This is a genomic window from Streptomyces sp. NPDC030143, from assembly GCF_055573695.1.
The window spans coordinates 1-14,740 of the sequence record NZ_JBVIAY010000015.1; the positions used below are offsets into that span (position 1 = coordinate 1).

At 73.4% G+C, this 14,740-nt stretch carries 16 protein-coding genes; 9 read left to right on the forward strand and 7 right to left on the reverse strand.

Going from position 1 to position 14,740, the window contains the following annotated elements:
- The first annotated feature begins 6 nt into the window (after positions 1-6).
- The 4 genes from ACZ4YY_RS24150 (at position 7) to ACZ4YY_RS24165 (ending at position 4,830) form a co-directional block, all read left to right on the forward strand.
- On the forward strand, positions 7-717 hold the full coding sequence (locus tag ACZ4YY_RS24150) for a class F sortase (protein ID WP_468294312.1): 711 nt from the start codon (positions 7-9) through the stop codon (positions 715-717).
- A gap of 132 nt (positions 718-849) precedes the next feature.
- On the forward strand, positions 850-2,238 hold the full coding sequence (locus ACZ4YY_RS24155) for an aldehyde dehydrogenase family protein (protein ID WP_468293794.1): 1,389 nt from the start codon (positions 850-852) through the stop codon (positions 2,236-2,238).
- Between the two features lie 10 nt (positions 2,239-2,248).
- Positions 2,249-3,328 (forward strand): Zn-dependent alcohol dehydrogenase, encoded by a 1,080-nt coding sequence (locus ACZ4YY_RS24160; protein WP_468293796.1) that lies wholly within the window; start codon positions 2,249-2,251, stop codon positions 3,326-3,328.
- A 179-nt stretch (positions 3,329-3,507) separates the two neighbouring features.
- The gene (locus tag ACZ4YY_RS24165) at positions 3,508-4,830 is read left to right on the forward strand and encodes an MFS transporter (protein WP_468293799.1); all 1,323 of its coding nucleotides are present in this window, start codon (positions 3,508-3,510) and stop codon (positions 4,828-4,830) included.
- Here the strand turns inward: ACZ4YY_RS24165 and ACZ4YY_RS24170 are convergent.
- From ACZ4YY_RS24170 to ACZ4YY_RS24180, 3 genes are all read right to left on the reverse strand, one after another.
- Positions 4,822-5,757 (reverse strand): DMT family transporter, encoded by a 936-nt coding sequence (locus tag ACZ4YY_RS24170; protein WP_468294315.1) that lies wholly within the window; start codon positions 5,755-5,757, stop codon positions 4,822-4,824. The two genes, ACZ4YY_RS24165 and ACZ4YY_RS24170, sit on opposite strands and share 9 nt — an antisense overlap.
- A 307-nt stretch (positions 5,758-6,064) precedes the next feature.
- Complete coding sequence (locus ACZ4YY_RS24175) at positions 6,065-6,775, reverse strand: ArsR/SmtB family transcription factor (RefSeq protein ID WP_468293802.1); 711 nt, start codon at positions 6,773-6,775, stop codon at positions 6,065-6,067.
- Between the two features lie 280 nt (positions 6,776-7,055).
- A complete protein-coding gene (locus tag ACZ4YY_RS24180) occupies positions 7,056-7,697 on the reverse strand; it encodes a TetR/AcrR family transcriptional regulator (RefSeq protein ID WP_468293805.1) in 642 nt (213 codons plus the stop codon).
- A 104-nt stretch (positions 7,698-7,801) separates the two neighbouring features.
- Between ACZ4YY_RS24180 and ACZ4YY_RS24185 the strand changes: the two genes are divergently transcribed.
- From ACZ4YY_RS24185 to ACZ4YY_RS24195, 3 genes are all read left to right on the forward strand, one after another.
- Complete coding sequence (locus ACZ4YY_RS24185) at positions 7,802-8,953, forward strand: acyl-CoA dehydrogenase family protein (RefSeq protein ID WP_468293808.1); 1,152 nt, start codon at positions 7,802-7,804, stop codon at positions 8,951-8,953.
- 59 nt (positions 8,954-9,012) lie between these two features.
- A complete protein-coding gene (locus ACZ4YY_RS24190; protein WP_468293811.1) occupies positions 9,013-9,300 on the forward strand; it encodes a YiaA/YiaB family inner membrane protein in 288 nt (95 codons plus the stop codon).
- A gap of 163 nt (positions 9,301-9,463) precedes the next feature.
- Entirely contained in the window at positions 9,464-10,090 is a 627-nt protein-coding gene (locus ACZ4YY_RS24195; RefSeq protein ID WP_468293814.1) for a TetR/AcrR family transcriptional regulator, read from the forward strand.
- A 10-nt stretch (positions 10,091-10,100) separates the two neighbouring features.
- On the opposite strand, the gene ACZ4YY_RS24200 is transcribed toward ACZ4YY_RS24195, so the two are convergent.
- Positions 10,101-10,562: a MaoC family dehydratase gene (locus tag ACZ4YY_RS24200; RefSeq protein ID WP_468293818.1), complete on the reverse strand. Its 462-nt coding sequence runs from the start codon at positions 10,560-10,562 to the stop codon at positions 10,101-10,103.
- A gap of 103 nt (positions 10,563-10,665) precedes the next feature.
- On the opposite strand from ACZ4YY_RS24200, the gene soxR reads away from it, so the two are divergent.
- The gene (gene soxR, locus ACZ4YY_RS24205) at positions 10,666-11,172 is read left to right on the forward strand and encodes a redox-sensitive transcriptional activator SoxR (RefSeq protein WP_468293821.1); all 507 of its coding nucleotides are present in this window, start codon (positions 10,666-10,668) and stop codon (positions 11,170-11,172) included.
- Between the two features lie 69 nt (positions 11,173-11,241).
- Here the strand turns inward: soxR and ACZ4YY_RS24210 are convergent, their stop codons facing one another.
- Positions 11,242-12,321 (reverse strand): RNA ligase (ATP), encoded by a 1,080-nt coding sequence (locus ACZ4YY_RS24210; protein ID WP_468293824.1) that lies wholly within the window; start codon positions 12,319-12,321, stop codon positions 11,242-11,244.
- A 154-nt stretch (positions 12,322-12,475) separates the two neighbouring features.
- On the opposite strand from ACZ4YY_RS24210, the gene ACZ4YY_RS24215 reads away from it, so the two are divergent.
- A complete protein-coding gene (locus ACZ4YY_RS24215) occupies positions 12,476-13,207 on the forward strand; it encodes a hypothetical protein (RefSeq protein WP_468293827.1) in 732 nt (243 codons plus the stop codon).
- Here the strand turns inward: ACZ4YY_RS24215 and ACZ4YY_RS24220 are convergent.
- Positions 13,153-13,881 carry a 3-keto-5-aminohexanoate cleavage protein gene (locus ACZ4YY_RS24220; protein WP_468293830.1) on the reverse strand — a complete coding sequence of 243 codons (729 nt, stop codon included), beginning with the start codon at positions 13,879-13,881 and terminating at the stop codon, positions 13,153-13,155. The genes ACZ4YY_RS24215 and ACZ4YY_RS24220 overlap by 55 nt on opposite strands.
- Before the next feature lie 130 nt (positions 13,882-14,011).
- Positions 14,012-14,614 carry a hypothetical protein gene (locus ACZ4YY_RS24225; protein WP_468293833.1) on the reverse strand — a complete coding sequence of 201 codons (603 nt, stop codon included), beginning with the start codon at positions 14,612-14,614 and terminating at the stop codon, positions 14,012-14,014.
- Between the last annotated feature and the right edge of the window lie 126 nt (positions 14,615-14,740).

The following is a 14,740-nucleotide window of genomic DNA, read 5'->3' on the forward strand; positions in this document are numbered from 1 at the left end:
ACAGACATCCACAGGTTTCCGCGTAGGGGGGGAGAAAGTCTTGGGGACCGGACTCGGGCCTACTGGCGAACAGGGGCGCCCGGGGTCGGGGCTGTCTTGGCGACGGCCGGGGTCCGGTGCGGGGGCGACGGCGAGCCGGCCGCTCCGGCCGCGGTCGTGGAACCGCGGTCCGACGGAGCGCCCGCCGAACCGGCCGCCGGGGCCGACGCCCGCCCCCGCAAGGGAGAGGGCGGCGCCCCGAAGACTCCGCCGCGCCCGCTGCCCCGCTCCCGGGCCACCGGGTTCCGGGTGCCCGCCCTGGGGATCGACGCGCCGGCCGTGGGGCTGCGGCTGGGGCCCGGCCGGGAGCTCGAGACCCCACCGCTGGACAAGCCCGGGCTCGTCGGCTGGTACGCGGACGGACCCTCGCCCGGCGAAGCGGGCACGGCCGTCGCCGTCGGCCACCGCGACACCAGGACCGGCCCGGCGGTCTTCGCCGGCCTCGCCGGACTGACCGCCGGCAGCCGGATCGAGGCCCGTCGCGCCGACGGCCGCACCGCCGTCTACACCGTCGACCGGGTCAAGGTCTTCGACAAGGACCGCTTCCCCGACAAGGAGGTGTACGGCCCGCGCGGGCGTCCCGAACTGCGGGTGATCACGTGCGGCGGCCTCTTCAGCCGCAGGACCGGGTACACCAGCAACGTCGTCGTCTTCGCCCACCTGACCGCAACCCGCTGACGCGTTCCCCGGCCGGCTGCGAGACGCGCGCGGTCCCGTCTCCCTCCCGTGATCCCGGGCCGCCCCTGGCGCCCGAAAACTATCGCCGCTAGTTTAGTGTGCGGATGACGAGGACCGCCCGGAGGGAACGCGATGAAGGCACACGACGGCATCTACCTCGACGGCGCCTGGCGCCCCGCCGCGGGCCAGGGCGTGATCGAGGTCGTCAACCCGGTGGACGAGCAGGTCGTCGGCCGGGTCCCGGCGGGCGGCGCCGAGGACGTCGACGCCGCCGTACGGGCCGCGCGGGCGGCGCTCCCGGGCTGGTCCGCGACCCCGCCGGTCGAGCGGGCCGCGCGCCTGGCCGCACTCCGCGACGTCCTGGCCGCCCGCAAGGAGGAGATCGCCGAGACGGTCACCGCCGAACTCGGCTCCCCGCTGCCCTTCTCCCAGGCGGTCCACGCGGCCGTCCCGATCGCGGTCGCCGCCTCCTACGCCGAGCTGGCCGCCACCCACTCCTTCGAGGAGAAGGTCGGCAACTCGACCGTGCACCACGAGCCGGTCGGCGTGGTCGGCGCCATCACGCCCTGGAACTACCCGCTCCACCAGATCGTCGCCAAGGTGGCCCCCGCCCTCACCGCGGGCTGCACGGTCGTCCTCAAGCCCGCCGAGGACACCCCGCTCACCGCCCAGCTCTTCGCCGAGGCGGTGCACGAGGCGGGCGTCCCGGCCGGTGTCTTCAACCTCGTCACCGGCCTCGGCCCGGTCGCCGGACAGGCCCTCGCCGAACACCCCGGCGTCGACCTGGTCTCCTTCACCGGCTCCACCGCCGTCGGGCGGCGGATCGCCGCGACGGCCGGCGCCGCGATCAAGAAGGTCGCCCTGGAACTCGGCGGCAAGTCCGCCAACGTCATCCTCCCGAGCGCCGACCTCGCCCGCGCCGTCAACGTCGGCGTGGCCAACGTGATGTCCAACTCCGGCCAGACGTGCAGCGCCTGGACCCGGATGCTGGTGCACACGTCACGGTACGAGGAGGCCGTCGAACTGGCCGCGGCCGCCGCCGCGAAGTACGGCGAGCGCATCGGCCCGGTGGTCAGCGCCCGGCAGCGGGAGCGGGTGCGGGGGTACATCGAGAAGGGCGTGGCCGAGGGCGCGCGCCTGGTCGCGGGCGGCCCCGAGGCCCCGCGGTCACCGGGCTTCTTCGTCAGCCCCACGGTCTTCGCCGACGTCACCCCGGAGATGACCGTCGCCCAGGAGGAGATCTTCGGCCCGGTCCTGACGATCCTGCGCTACCAGGACGAGGAGGACGCCCTGCGCATCGCCAACGGCACGGTGTACGGCCTGGCCGGCGCCGTGTGGGCCGCTGACGAGGCGGAGGCGGTGGCCTTCGCCCGCCGGATGGACACCGGTCAGGTCGACATCAACGGCGGGCGCTTCAACCCCCTCGCCCCCTTCGGCGGGTACAAGCAGTCCGGCGTCGGCCGCGAGCTCGGCGCGCACGGGCTCGCCGAGTACCTCCAGACCAAGTCCCTCCAGTTCTGAGGAGCCTGTTGTGGTCCGTGCCGCCGTCCTGCCCGCCGTGGGCGCTCCGCTGGAGATCGCCGAGATAGACCTGCCCGACCCCGGCCCCGGCCAGGTCCGGGTCCGTCTCGCCGCCGCCGGCGTCTGTCACTCCGACCTGTCCCTCTCCGACGGCACCCTGCGGGTCCCGGTCCCCGCGGTCCTCGGCCACGAGGGCGCGGGAACCGTCGTAGCCGTCGGAGAGGGCGTCACCGGCCTCGCGCTCGGTGCCGGCGTCGTCCTCAACTGGGCGCCCTCCTGCGGTAGTTGCCACGCCTGCACGCTGGGGGAGGTCTGGCTGTGCGGCAACGCGCTCAGCGGGTCCGCCACCGTCCACGCCCGCACCGCGGACGGCACCGCACTGCACCCCGGGCTGAACGTCGCCGCGTTCGCCGAGGAGACGGTCGTCCCGGTCTCCTGCGTGCTGCCCCTCCCGGAGGGGATCCCCCTCACCGACGCCGCCCTCCTCGGCTGCGCGGTCCTCACCGGCTACGGCGCGGTCCACCACTCCGCCCGGGTGCGCACCGGTGAGACGGTGGCGGTGTTCGGCGCCGGTGGCGTGGGCCTCGCGACCCTCCAGGCAGCCCGGATCGCCGGCGCCTCGACGATCGTCGCCGTCGACGTCTCCCCGGAGAAGGAGGAGCTGGCCCGCGCCGCGGGCGCCACCGACTACCTCGTCGCCTCCGAGAACACCGCCCGCGAGATCCGCGCCCTCACCGGCCGGCAGGGGGTGGACGTGGCCGTCGAGTGCGTGGGGCGCGCGGTCACCATCCGCACGGCCTGGGAGTCCACCCGCCGCGGCGGCCGCACCACCGTCGTCGGCATCGGCGGCAAGGACCAGCAGGTCACCTTCAACGCGCTGGAGATCTTCCACTGGGGCCGCACCCTCTCCGGCTGCGTCTACGGCAACTCCGACCCGGCCCGTGACCTGCCGGTCCTCGCCGGCCACGTCCGGGCGGGCCGCCTGGACCTCGCCTCCCTCGTCACCGAGCACATCGGCCTGGAGGACATCCCGACCGCCTTCGACAACATGCTCGCCGGCAAGGGAGGTCGGGCCCTGGTGGTCTTCTGACGCCGCGTCACGTCCGGTGGACCGGTCCGGCGCGGTGGGTGGCCCCCGCGCCGGCCCGGCGCGCAAGCGCCGAAGCGGAACCCTTCTTCACACCAGCCCCGTGCACGACCGTTGACCCCATACCGTCCGGTCAGTATGTTCCCGGGAACGTCCCCAACGCACCACCGGAGTGTGCACGTATGGACACGTTCCCTCCCGCTCACCCCGTCCCCACCACCGCGCCGGCGACTCCCCACCGCCGGCGTGTGGCCACGGCGGCCGCCCTCGCCTCGGCCGTGGAGTGGTACGACTACTTCGTCTTCGGGATCGCCGCCGCCCTCGTCCTCGGCGACCTGTACTTCCCGGCCGGCAGCGCCACCGCCGGGGTCCTCGCCGCCTTCGCCACCTTCGCCGTGGGATTCCTCGCCCGCCCGCTCGGCGGCATCGTGGCCGGTCATCTCGGCGACCGGCGGGGCCGCAAGCCGATGCTGGTCCTCGCGCTGACCCTGATGGGCGTGGCCACGACGGGCATCGGCCTGCTGCCGACCTATGAGACCATCGGTGTCGCGGCGCCCGTCCTGCTGGTCGTCCTGCGCGTCGCCCAGGGCGTCGCGGTCGGCGCCCAGTGGGGCGGGGCGATGCTGCTGGCCACCGAGTACGCCCCCGAGGGCAAGCGCGGCCTCTACGGCAGCGTCGTCCAACTCGGCGTGCCGATCGGCGTGGTGACCGCCAACACCGTCTTCCTGCTGGCCGGCGCCTTCACCACCGACAGCGCGTTCGCGGCCTGGGGCTGGCGCGTGCCGTTCCTCATCGGCCTGTTCGTCCTCCTCCTCGCCTGGTACATCCACACCCGCGTCGAGGAGACCCCCGCGTTCCGGGAGGCCGAGCGGGCGCTGGCCGAGAAGGAGAAGGCCGAACAGGGTTCACCCCTGCGCACGATCCTGCGCGACCACCTCGGCACCGTGCTGCTGGCCGGCGGCTCCTTCGCCGTGAACACCGCGACGTTCTACATCCTCATCACCGGCGTCCTCGACTACACGACCCGCGAACTCGACATGAGGCGCGGCGCCGTCCTCACCGTCTCCCTCTGCGTGAGCCTCACCCAGCTCGTCCTGATCCCGGCCGCCGCCGCCCTCTCCGACCGGGTCGGCCGCATCCGCGTCTACGCGCTCGGCGCGGTCGGCATCGCCCTGTGGGCCGTCCCGCTGTTCCTGCTGATCGACACGGGATCACTGCTGTGGCTGGCGGTCGGCACCTTCGTCGCCAGCTGTTTCCTCAGCATCATGTACGGCCCCCAGGCCGCCCTGTTCGCCGAGCTGTTCACGCCCGAGATGCGCTACACGGGCGCCTCCCTCGGCTACCAGATCGCGGCCGTGGGCGGCGGCGGGCTCGCGCCCTTCGTGATGGTCCTGCTGCTGGAGGCGACCGGCACGTCGATGGCGGTGTCCGCCTACATCATCGGTCTTTCGGTGGTCGCGCTCGTCTCCATCAAGGTCCTCGCCGACCGGGCGCGCTCACGCTGACTCCCGGCTCCGCTCGGGTCGTGGCTCGACCGCGGCGACCCGGGCCGCCGACCCCGACCGGGACCTCGACACCGCGACCCCGGCCAGGCACAGCGCCCCGCCCGCCAGCGTGAGCGGCCCCGGCACCTCGCCCAGCGCCAGCCAAGACATCAGCACGACCAGTGCGGGCACCGCGTACGTCGTCGCCCCCATCCGGCTCGCGGTCGTCCGGGCCAGCGCGTACGCCCAGGTGGTGAAGGCGAGCGCGGTCGGGAACACGCCCAGGTAGATCATGTTCAGGGTCGCCGTCACCGGCGCGTCGGCCGCCTCGTGCACCAGCTGTCCCGTGAACGGCAGACAGACCACCGCTCCGACCAGACACCCGAACGTCGTCACCTGCAACGCGCTCGCCCGGGCCAGCGCGGGCTTCTGCGCCACGACCCCGCCCGCGTACGCGACCGCCGCCAGCAGGCAGAGCACCACCCCGAGCACCGACGACCCGCCCCCGCCCGACATCGACAACCCCACCGTCACCGCACCGGCGAACGACACCGCCATCCCCGCCAGCAGCCGCGGCGGCATCGCGTCACCCAGAAGTCGCGCGCCGAGCAGCGCGATCAGGATCGGCCCGATGTTCACCACCAGGGCCGCCGTGCCCGCGTCCACCAGTTGCTCACCCCAGTTCAGCACCACCATGTAGAAGCCGAACCACAGCAGGCCGGAGACGGCGATCCCACGCCAGGCCGGCCGTGGCGGCCACCCCTCCCGGCGCAGCAGACAGATCACCCCGAGCGCCAGGGCTCCGGCCAGCAGCCGTCCGAGGGCCAGCGCGCCCGGGGAGTACACCGCGCCGGCGCTGCGGATGGACACGAAGGCGGAGGCCCACAGCACGACGGCGACCGTGGCCGCGCCGGCGGCGAGCAGTTCCGTACGACGGGGGGAGTTCATCATGCTCCTGAGGCTAGGAAGGAATCTCGTCGACGGCTCGCGAGTTACGGACGGGGAGCCGGGTCCCGGACGGGGAGCCGGATTTATACGGAGAGCCGGGCGGCGCCCGAGGGCGTCGACGCGGAGGACCGGCGACAGGGCGGCGACCGGCGACACGGCGGTGGCGGCCGGCGACCATGAGCGGCGACCGACGGCCACCCGGCGGATACGCACGCCGGAGTCCGCCTCTGCGCCACGATCCGAAGGACCCCTGAGAGCTCCGAACAAAAGGGGAGGGCGAGCCGGGCTCCCCTTTTGTTCGGAGCTCTCAGCGCAACGCCGACGCCCGGATCCCGAGCAGCCCGGCCAGAACCCGCTCCCCGGTGGCCGTCACCCGCACCGCCCGCCCGGTGCCGATCCGCTCGCACCACCCGGCATCGAGGGCGTGTCGGCACAGCGCCGCGCCCGCGACCCCGGCGAGGTGCGGGCGGCGTTCGGTCCAGTCGAGACAGGCGCGGGCCAGCGGACGGCGGCCGGGGGCGGCCAGGCCGATACCGGCGTCGGCGAACCAGCGCAGTCCCGCGTCCGTCAGCGCGAAGCCGGTGTCCTGGAGCAGCAGGCCGCGCTCGGTCAGGGCGTCGGTGACCGTGATGCCGAGCCGCCCGGCGAGATGGTCGTAACAGGTGCGCCCGCGCGCCATCGCCGACCCGGCGCTCGACTCCCGCAGGTTCCGCGGTCGGACGGCGTCGCCGGGCGCGACCTGCGCGGTCAGGTCCTCCACGAGCTGGGCGACGCGGGCGTCGGCCAGCCGCACGTACCGGTGCCGGCCCTGGCGCTCCTCGGCGAGGAGGCCCCCCGCGACGAGCTTGCCGAGGTGCTCGCTCAGCGTCGACGCGGCGACCCCGGCGTGCCGGGCCAGCTCCCCGGCCGTCCACGCCCGCCCGTCGAGCAGCGCCAGCAGACAGGTGGCCCGGGTCTCGTCGGCGACCAGCCCGGCGAGACGGGCCAGGAGGGGAGCGCGGGGGTCTTTGGCGGTCATGACAGCCAGCATGGGGGACGCACGGTTCGGTGGACACCGAACCGTGCCGGGGGCGGGGCAGGCCGCTGACGCCGAGCTCCTCCTCCGCCTCGCGCAGCGCGCGTCCTCGTAGCTCCCGCCCGCGCCCCGCGGGCGAGGGCTGCGCGGGTGCCGAACCGTGCTCCGCGTCAGGGGACGCGGCGCGACACCGTGCCCGGCGGGGCGCGCGGGCGCCGAACCGTGCCCCGCGGCGAGGCACGCGGAGGTGCGGGCTCGGGGCCCGGGGCGGGACCCCCCCCACCTACACCGGCCGTGCCACCTGCTCGTACTGCCGTGTCAGCCCGTCCAGCAGGGCGGTCAGGCCTGCCTCGAAGGCGCGGTCGTCGATCTTCTCCTGCTGTTCCGCCAGCAGATGGGCCTGTCCGAGGTGGGGGTAGTCGGCCGGGTCGTACGCGCTCGCGTCGCCCACGAAACCCCCGGCGAACGAGCCGAGCGCGGAACCCATGATGAAGTACCGCATCAGCGCGCCGATCGAGGTGGCCTGCGCCGGCGGCCAGCCGGCGTCGACCATCGCGCCGTAGACCGCGTCCGCGAGCCGCAGCGCGGCGGGACGGCGGCCCGGGCCGCGCGCCAGGACCGGGACGATGTTCGGGTGGTCGCGCAGGGCGGCCCGGTAGGAGACGGCCCAGTCGTGCAGCGCGGTCCGCCAGTCCCGGCCGTCCTCGAACATCGACAGGTCGACCTGCGCGCTCACCGAGTCGGCGACGGCCTCCAGGATCTCGTCCTTGGTGCGGAAGTGGTTGTACAGCGAGGGCCCGCTCACCCCCAGCTCGGCCGCGAGCCGCCGCGTCGACACCGCCGCCAGCCCCTCCGCGTCCACGAGCGCACGAGCCGTGGCGACGATCCGGTCGGTGCTGAGCAGGGGCTTGCGCGGTCGGGCCATGGCGCACATAGTAGGGCTGCGAACATAAACTAGCAGTGCTAATTTATTGGTACGGCTTTCAACCCGTACGGCGTGCGCGCGTACGGCTTTCGAGTGGGGTGCCTGTGAACCTGGAGCTCAGCGAGGAGCAGACCGCCGTCCGCCGGCTCGCCCGGGACTTCGTCGAGCGCGAGATCACGCCCCATGCGGCCGCCTGGGACCGCGCGGAGGAGGTCGACCGTTCGATCGTCGAGAAGCTCGGCCAGGTCGGCTTCCTGGGCCTGACCATCGACGAGGACCACGGCGGCTCCGGCGGCGACCACCTCGCGTACTGCCTGGTCACCGAGGAACTCGGCCGCGGCGACTCCTCGGTCCGCGGCATCGTCTCGGTCTCCCTCGGCCTGGTCGCCAAGACGATCGCGGCCTGGGGCGACGAGGAGCAGAAGCGGCGCTGGCTGCCCGGACTGACCTCCGGTGCCCACGTCGGCTGCTTCGGCCTGACCGAGCCCGGCACCGGGTCGGACGCGGGGAACCTGTCCACCCGCGCGGTCCGCGACGGCTCCGACTACGTCATCGACGGCACCAAGATGTTCATCACCAACGGCACCTGGGCCGACGTCGTCCTGCTGTTCGCCCGGTCCACCGACGCCCCCGGCCACAAGGGCGTCTCCGCATTCCTCGTCCCCACGGACACCCCCGGCCTGACCCGCCGCACCCTGCACGGCAAGCTGGGCCTGCGCGGCCAGGCCACCGCCGAGCTGGTCCTGGAGAACGTGCGCGTGCCCGCTTCCGCGTTGCTCGGGGAGGAGGGCAAGGGCTTCTCCGTCGCCATGTCGGCCCTGGCCAAGGGGCGTATGTCGGTCGCCGCCGGCTGTGTCGGCATAGCCCAGGCCGCGCTGGACGCCGCCGTGACGTACGCCGGGCAGCGCGAGCAGTTCGGCAGGGCCATCGCCCACCACCAGCTCGTGCAGGAACTGCTCAGCGACATCGCGGTCGACGTCGACGCCGCCCGGCTGCTGACCTGGAGGGTCGCCGACCTGATCGACCGGGGCCTGCCGTTCGCGGTGGAGTCCTCCAAGGCCAAGCTCTTCGCCTCCGAGGCCGCCGTCCGGGCAGCCAACAACGCCCTCCAGGTCTTCGGCGGCTACGGCTACATCGACGAGTACCCGGCGGGCAAACTGCTGCGCGACGCCCGCGTGATGACCCTCTACGAGGGCACCAGCCAGATCCAGAAGCTGGTCATCGGGCGGGCGCTGACGGGGGTCTCCGCCTTCTGAGTACGGTCTGAGTATCCCGACGGATGTGGCGCGGGCCACGCCCGCCGAAGCTTGTCCCCATGAGTGACACACCGGTCAAGCAGCAGAGCACGGCCGCCTTCTACGGCCAGGCCGTCGCCTCCTTCGCCATCGCCATGGCGGCCACCTCCATCGGCATCTACCAGCTGAACACCGACGCCTGGGTCCGCGGCTTCCTCGCGATCGCCGTCCTGTACCTGGTCACCTCCGCGTTCACCCTGGCGAAGGTGATCCGCGACCGGCAGGAGGCCGGCCAGATCGTGAGCCGGGTGGACCAGGCCCGCCTGGAGAAGCTCCTCGCCGACCACGACCCCTTCGAGAAGCTCTGACGCGACGCGGGCGGCTGCGAGGAACCGACCTGACCCGGGAGCGGCCGCAGGCGACCCGGGAAGCTCCGGCCGGGCACCCGGGCGGCGCTGAGCGGGCACGCTAAGCGGGCGCTCACCTTCGGCGGTATGGTGGAGCTCCGGCAGCGAGAGGGGCGAACCAGCGATGAGTACGGCGGAGGAGACGGTCGGCGGCGAGATCGAGCCGTGGGAAGAGGTCACCCCTGACGCGGCTCGGCGACTGCTCGTCGCCGCCGTGGAGGCCTTCGCCGAGCGAGGCTACCACGCCACGACGACCCGCGACATCGCGGGCCGCGCCGGCATGAGCCCGGCCGCCCTCTACATCCACTACAAGACCAAGGAAGAGCTGCTCCGCCGCATCAGCCGCATCGGCCACGACCGGGCGCTGGACATCCTGCGCACGGCCGCCCAGGGCGACGGCAGCGCCGCGGAACGGCTCGCCGACGCCGTCAGCTCCTTCGTCCGCTGGCACGCCGGCCGGCGCACCACCGCTCGGGTCGTGCAGTACGAACTGGACGCGCTCGGCCCCGACGCCCGCGCCGAGATCCTCGCGCTGCGCCGCCAGGTCGACGCCGAGGTGCGCGGGATCATCGAGGAGGGCGTGGCGAACGGCGAGTTCCGGGTGCTGGACGTGCACGGCACGACCCTCGCCGTGCTGTCCCTGTGCATCGACGTGGCCCGCTGGTTCAACGTGGACGGCCCGCGCACGCCCGAGGAGGTCGGCGCGCTGTACGCCGACCTCGTGCTGCGCATGGTGGGCGTGGGGGAGTAGCGGCAGCGGGTCAGAGGTAGTACCGGGACACCGACTCCGCGACGCACACCGGCTTGTCCCCGCCCTCACGCTCCACGGTGAAGGCGACGGTGACCTGGACGCCGCCGGTCACGTCGTCGACGCCGGTGATCGTCGCGGTGGCGCGCAGCCGGGAGCCGACCGGCACGGGGGAGGGGAAGCGGACCTTGTTCGTCCCATAGTTGACCCCCATCTTCACGCCCTCGACGGAGATCAGCTGCGGCCCGAACAGGGGCAGCAGCGAGAGCGTCAGATACCCGTGCGCGATGGTCGTCCCGAACGGCCCCGAGGCCGCCTTCTCCGGGTCGACGTGGATCCACTGGTGGTCACCGGTGGCCTCGGCGAAGAGATCGATCCGCTTCTGGTCGACCTCCACCCAGTCCGTGTACCCCAGCTGCTCGCCCACCGCAGCCTTGAGCGCGTCGACGGACGTGAAGATCCTCGGCTCAGCCATGTCCCGGCCTCTCGTGTGATGTCTAAGCGACTGCTTAGCATGGTCGGAGGCGTGAGCCCTGTCAACGGACCGGCGGACGCGGGCGATGGGTAGGCTCTGATAAGTGCCCCAGATAACCGAGAAGATCCACGAGCTGACCGTCGGCCAGCTGTCGGCGCGCAGCGGCGCCGCCGTCTCCGCCCTGCACTTCTACGAGTCCAAGGGCTTGATCAGCAGCCGGCGCACGGCGGGCAACCAGCGCCGTTACACGCGCGACACCCTCCGTCGCGTCGCCTTCGTCCGCGCCGCCCAGCGGGTCGGCATCCCTCTCGCCACGATCCGCGAGGCCCTCGCCCAACTCCCGGAGGAACGCACCCCCACCCGTGAGGACTGGGCGCGTCTGTCGGAGACCTGGCGCGCGGAGCTCGACGAGCGCATACAGCAGCTCAACCGACTCCGCGACCACCTCACCGACTGCATCGGCTGCGGTTGCCTCTCCCTCGCCACCTGCGTCCTGTCCAACCCCGACGACGTCTTCGGTGAACGCCGGTCCGGCTCGAGGCTCCTGGTGGAGAAGCGGAGCGGGCTCGAACAGCCCCGAGCCGCCGAGCCCCGGGGCAAGGGCGATTGACGGGGGCGTGCGGCCCGGCGCCCCCACCGGCGCCGGGCCGCGTTCGCCGTACCCCTCCTCCGGCCGCTGTCACTCGTACTCGGTACCGCCCTTGCGGGTCAGATAGGCCGCGCTCACCGCCTTGGCGATCGCCCGCCCCCCGGTCACGGGGCTGTACCGCTCGCGCGCGGGACGGATCACGACGCCCTCCCGCAGATGCAGCCCCCGCCCGGACACGGTCTCGCGCCCGCTCGCCAGCTCCAGCACGCGCGCACTGTCGTACGGCCCCTCGAAAAGCCGTGGAACCAGCGGCAGTTCACCGCCGAGGACCTCCGCCGCATCCAGCCACCGGACCGCGCCCCCGATCTCCGCGGACACGTCGAACACCGCGTAGCCGAGGGTGTCCCGGCGGCCGTCGGCGCCGTAGGTCAGGTCCTGGACCCCCGCCCCGTACACCTCGCCGAAGATCCCGACGCGTCGCGCGCCCAGGCGCTCGGCGAGCCGCGCCGCCACCTCGGCGACACCGTGCCCCCGGACGGCCCGCCAGTACAGGTTGCGCGGATCCTCCCGCAGGGCCAGCGACTTCGCGCCGAACCCCTTCGAGGAGACGTGCACCCGCCCTTCGCCGTCCCCGGCTCCCGCGACGTACGTCAGCAGGCACGCCGTCCCGTGCAGCTTCTCCGTCAGCACCACCGGCTCGCCGGGGGCGAAGAGGTCCGGGTAGCGCTGGACGTTCTCGATGTCGACCCACGGCAGCAGATCGGGCGCGGGCTCGACCTCGCCGCTCATCGTGGGCGGGATCGGCGGCACCCACTTGGTGATGCCGAGCCGCTCCGCGAAGTCGGTCCCCTCCTCCGCCGCCCGCGCGAGGTCGACGTCCGCCAGCGCCTTCGGGCGGCACACGATGCCCTGGGACAGCTCGCCCCGCAGCCGTACCGCCTTCACCCGGTCCGCGTTGCCGCCCGCGAGCCGCCCGGTCAGCCCCAACTCCTCGATCAGTCCGGCCGGAAGCACCGCCTGCTCGGGGATGTACACGGCGGCCTCCCCGGTGCGGTAGGCGCCCTTGGCGACGACCGCGCGGTACAGGCCGACCTGCGCCAGTTCCAGCGCGTCGGCGTCGGGGTGTTCATGGACGGTCAGCACTTCGGCGGTGACGCGCAGCGTCGACATCGGGGCTCCTTCACGGTGTGCCTCACGTGGATCTCATCGCCTCCACTCTCCGCATCACAAAGGGCTGGAGCGAGGTGATTATCGGCTGGTAACGTCACGCTCTTCGGCCGGCGGCGACCCCCGCCGCGCACGGAGTCCCGACGGGACCGACCCGATGCCCAGCCCCGCCCTCACCGCGGCCCTCGCCGACCTCGACACCGTCTTCAACGGCTTCGCCAGCCCGGACGAGACCCCCTGCCCCCTGTGCCACCTCCCCGAGGAGACGGCGTACCTGCGCACGCCGTACACCCACGTGCCCGTCGACGTGCTGAACAGGTACCTCTACGAAGTCCCGGGCCACTTCGACGACCACGCCGCCGCGATACGCCGCCTGCTGCCGCAGGGCGCCCGCGCGCTGGTGCGGGGCGAGCTGGACGGGGTCGGCTGGGGCTACCACGGGCTGTCGAACGTCCACTGGTGGACCTGGCCCGCCGAACAGGCCGCCGCCGTGGAGTCGTTCGTCCTCGCCTGGTGGGAGGACGTCCTCACGACGCCCGAGCCGCCCTACCCGGTGCGGGACGTCTTCGAGACGTGCGCCGCCGTCCTGCGCGGCGTCACCCCGCTGCTGGACCGGTGGCTCCCCGGCCCGGTCGCCGACGCGCACCTCCTGGCCTGTATGCGGTGGTGGACGGACGATCTCCTCGCCGACCACTCGCCGCTGTCCTGGTTCGTGCACGGCAGCGACACCGCCCTGCCCGAACTGCGCACCTGGCTCGCGCGGCGGGCCCCCGCCCGGCTGCGCGCCCTCGGCGAGTCCGACCTCGCCACCCGCGCCGAACTCCTCGCCCTCCCCTACGACGACCGCTGGGCGCACCCGTACTGGGACAGCGCTTCCGCCACCAACTGAGCGTTGGAACGGGCCGGCCGGCCGTCCGGCAGGACCAGCGTGTCCTCCAGTCCGATGCGGGTCGCCAGCCCCAGCCGGCCCGCCAGCCGCAGCACGGGCCACGTGCCGCCGTCCTCCCCGTGCAGCAGCACCGGGCGGCCGAACGCCCCGCCCAGGTCGGCCAGCAGCGCCCGGGCCGAGGCCTCGGCGGTGTCGGCGCAGGGGTCCGTGACCTCCGCGAGCACCCGCAGCACCCTCGGCGCGAGCGGGGAGGAGACAAAGCGGGCGGCGCCGTCGGTCCCCGACCAGACGCCCGCCTCCACCCCCAGCCCTGCGGCCGTCAATGCCTCGGCGACCTCCTCGGCGCCCGGCTCATGCCAGTTGACCGAGGCGAAGTCGGGCAGCACCGACCAGCTCCGCACCCGGCGCAGCCGCTCCCGCGGATCCGGTTCCGCCCACGCCCCCGTGGTCACGCCCACCGGCACCGACACCCGGGCCCGTATCGCGTCGACGGTCGCCCCGACCACGCGCGGCGACAGACTGTCCAGCCCGCACGGTGTCCTGGGGTGGACGTGCACCTCGGTCGCCCCCGCCGCGACCGCCTCCGCGGCGGCCTGCGCCAACGCCCGGGGGGACGACGGCACCACCGCGCCGTCGGCGGCTCGCCGCGTTCCGTTCAGACAGACCTGCACCATGCGTCGATGGTGACACCCGGCACCGACAGTCCACCGACACCGACACCGACACCGACACCGACAGACGACCGACGGTTCGGGGACGGCGAAAACAGGGGGGTGCGGCATCCCCGGCGCACCCCCGTCGTTCTCAGGCCGACACCAGCAGCCTCCCGCGCCTGGCGTACGCCAGCGCCTCGGGTGTGAGCACCGGACGAGGGACGAGTATCCCGCAGTCCGTACAGACCGGACCCGTCGACGGCTCGTGGTCCAGGTCGTCCTTCCAGGCGAGCCGCTCACCACCGCACACCGGACAGCCCGACCCCGGGTCGCGCTCCAGCGCGGCGATCAGCCGGCGCAGCACCTCGGCCAGCGGTTCACGGGGGTGGACCCGCGGGTCGTCGCACCACGCCACGCCGAAGCCGCCCCAGGTCAGCCGGTGCCAGTCGTCCACACTGCCCGGCCTGCGCAGCCCGTCGTGCTTCTCCTTCCTGCGGCGTTCGGCGAACTCGACCTCGTAGGCCAGCCACACCGCCCGCGCCTCCTCCAGCTCCTCCAGCGCGGCCACGAGCCGCGCCGGATCGGGGGAGCGGTCCTCGGGACCGAACCCGGCCCGGGAGCACAGATGGTCCCAGGTCGCCCTGTGCCCGTAAGGAGCGAACCGCTCAAGGCACTTGCGCAGCGAATACCTCCGCAGCGCCAGATCGCACCGCGGGTCGCGCACCTGTCTCGCCAGACTCCGGAAACCGGCCATCGCCTTGCACCTCCGTCACATCTGCACCTGTACTTCGGTCACTTCGGCGTCATCGCGCGGACTTCGCGCGACATCGCCGAATAGACGTATCGACAAGCGATTCGGCTCCCTTCCGCTCCATCCGAT

Excerpts from the sequence above, each read along its gene's own strand:
- ACZ4YY_RS24155 (WP_468293794.1), top strand. The coding sequence starts at position 850 with ATGAAGGCACACGACGGCATCTACCTCGACGGCGCCTGGCGCCCCGCC.
- ACZ4YY_RS24165 (WP_468293799.1), top strand. The coding sequence starts at position 3,508 with ATGGACACGTTCCCTCCCGCTCACCCCGTCCCCACCACCGCGCCGGCG.
- ACZ4YY_RS24170 (WP_468294315.1), bottom strand. The coding sequence starts at position 5,757 with ATGAACTCCCCCCGTCGTACGGAACTGCTCGCCGCCGGCGCGGCCACG.
- ACZ4YY_RS24175 (WP_468293802.1), bottom strand. The coding sequence starts at position 6,775 with ATGACCGCCAAAGACCCCCGCGCTCCCCTCCTGGCCCGTCTCGCCGGG.
- ACZ4YY_RS24180 (WP_468293805.1), bottom strand. The coding sequence starts at position 7,697 with ATGGCCCGACCGCGCAAGCCCCTGCTCAGCACCGACCGGATCGTCGCC.
- ACZ4YY_RS24190 (WP_468293811.1), top strand. The coding sequence starts at position 9,013 with ATGAGTGACACACCGGTCAAGCAGCAGAGCACGGCCGCCTTCTACGGC.
- ACZ4YY_RS24195 (WP_468293814.1), top strand. The coding sequence starts at position 9,464 with ATGAGTACGGCGGAGGAGACGGTCGGCGGCGAGATCGAGCCGTGGGAA.
- ACZ4YY_RS24200 (WP_468293818.1), bottom strand. The coding sequence starts at position 10,562 with ATGGCTGAGCCGAGGATCTTCACGTCCGTCGACGCGCTCAAGGCTGCG.
- ACZ4YY_RS24210 (WP_468293824.1), bottom strand. The coding sequence starts at position 12,321 with ATGTCGACGCTGCGCGTCACCGCCGAAGTGCTGACCGTCCATGAACAC.
- ACZ4YY_RS24215 (WP_468293827.1), top strand. The coding sequence starts at position 12,476 with ATGCCCAGCCCCGCCCTCACCGCGGCCCTCGCCGACCTCGACACCGTC.
- ACZ4YY_RS24220 (WP_468293830.1), bottom strand. The coding sequence starts at position 13,881 with ATGGTGCAGGTCTGTCTGAACGGAACGCGGCGAGCCGCCGACGGCGCG.
- ACZ4YY_RS24225 (WP_468293833.1), bottom strand. The coding sequence starts at position 14,614 with ATGGCCGGTTTCCGGAGTCTGGCGAGACAGGTGCGCGACCCGCGGTGC.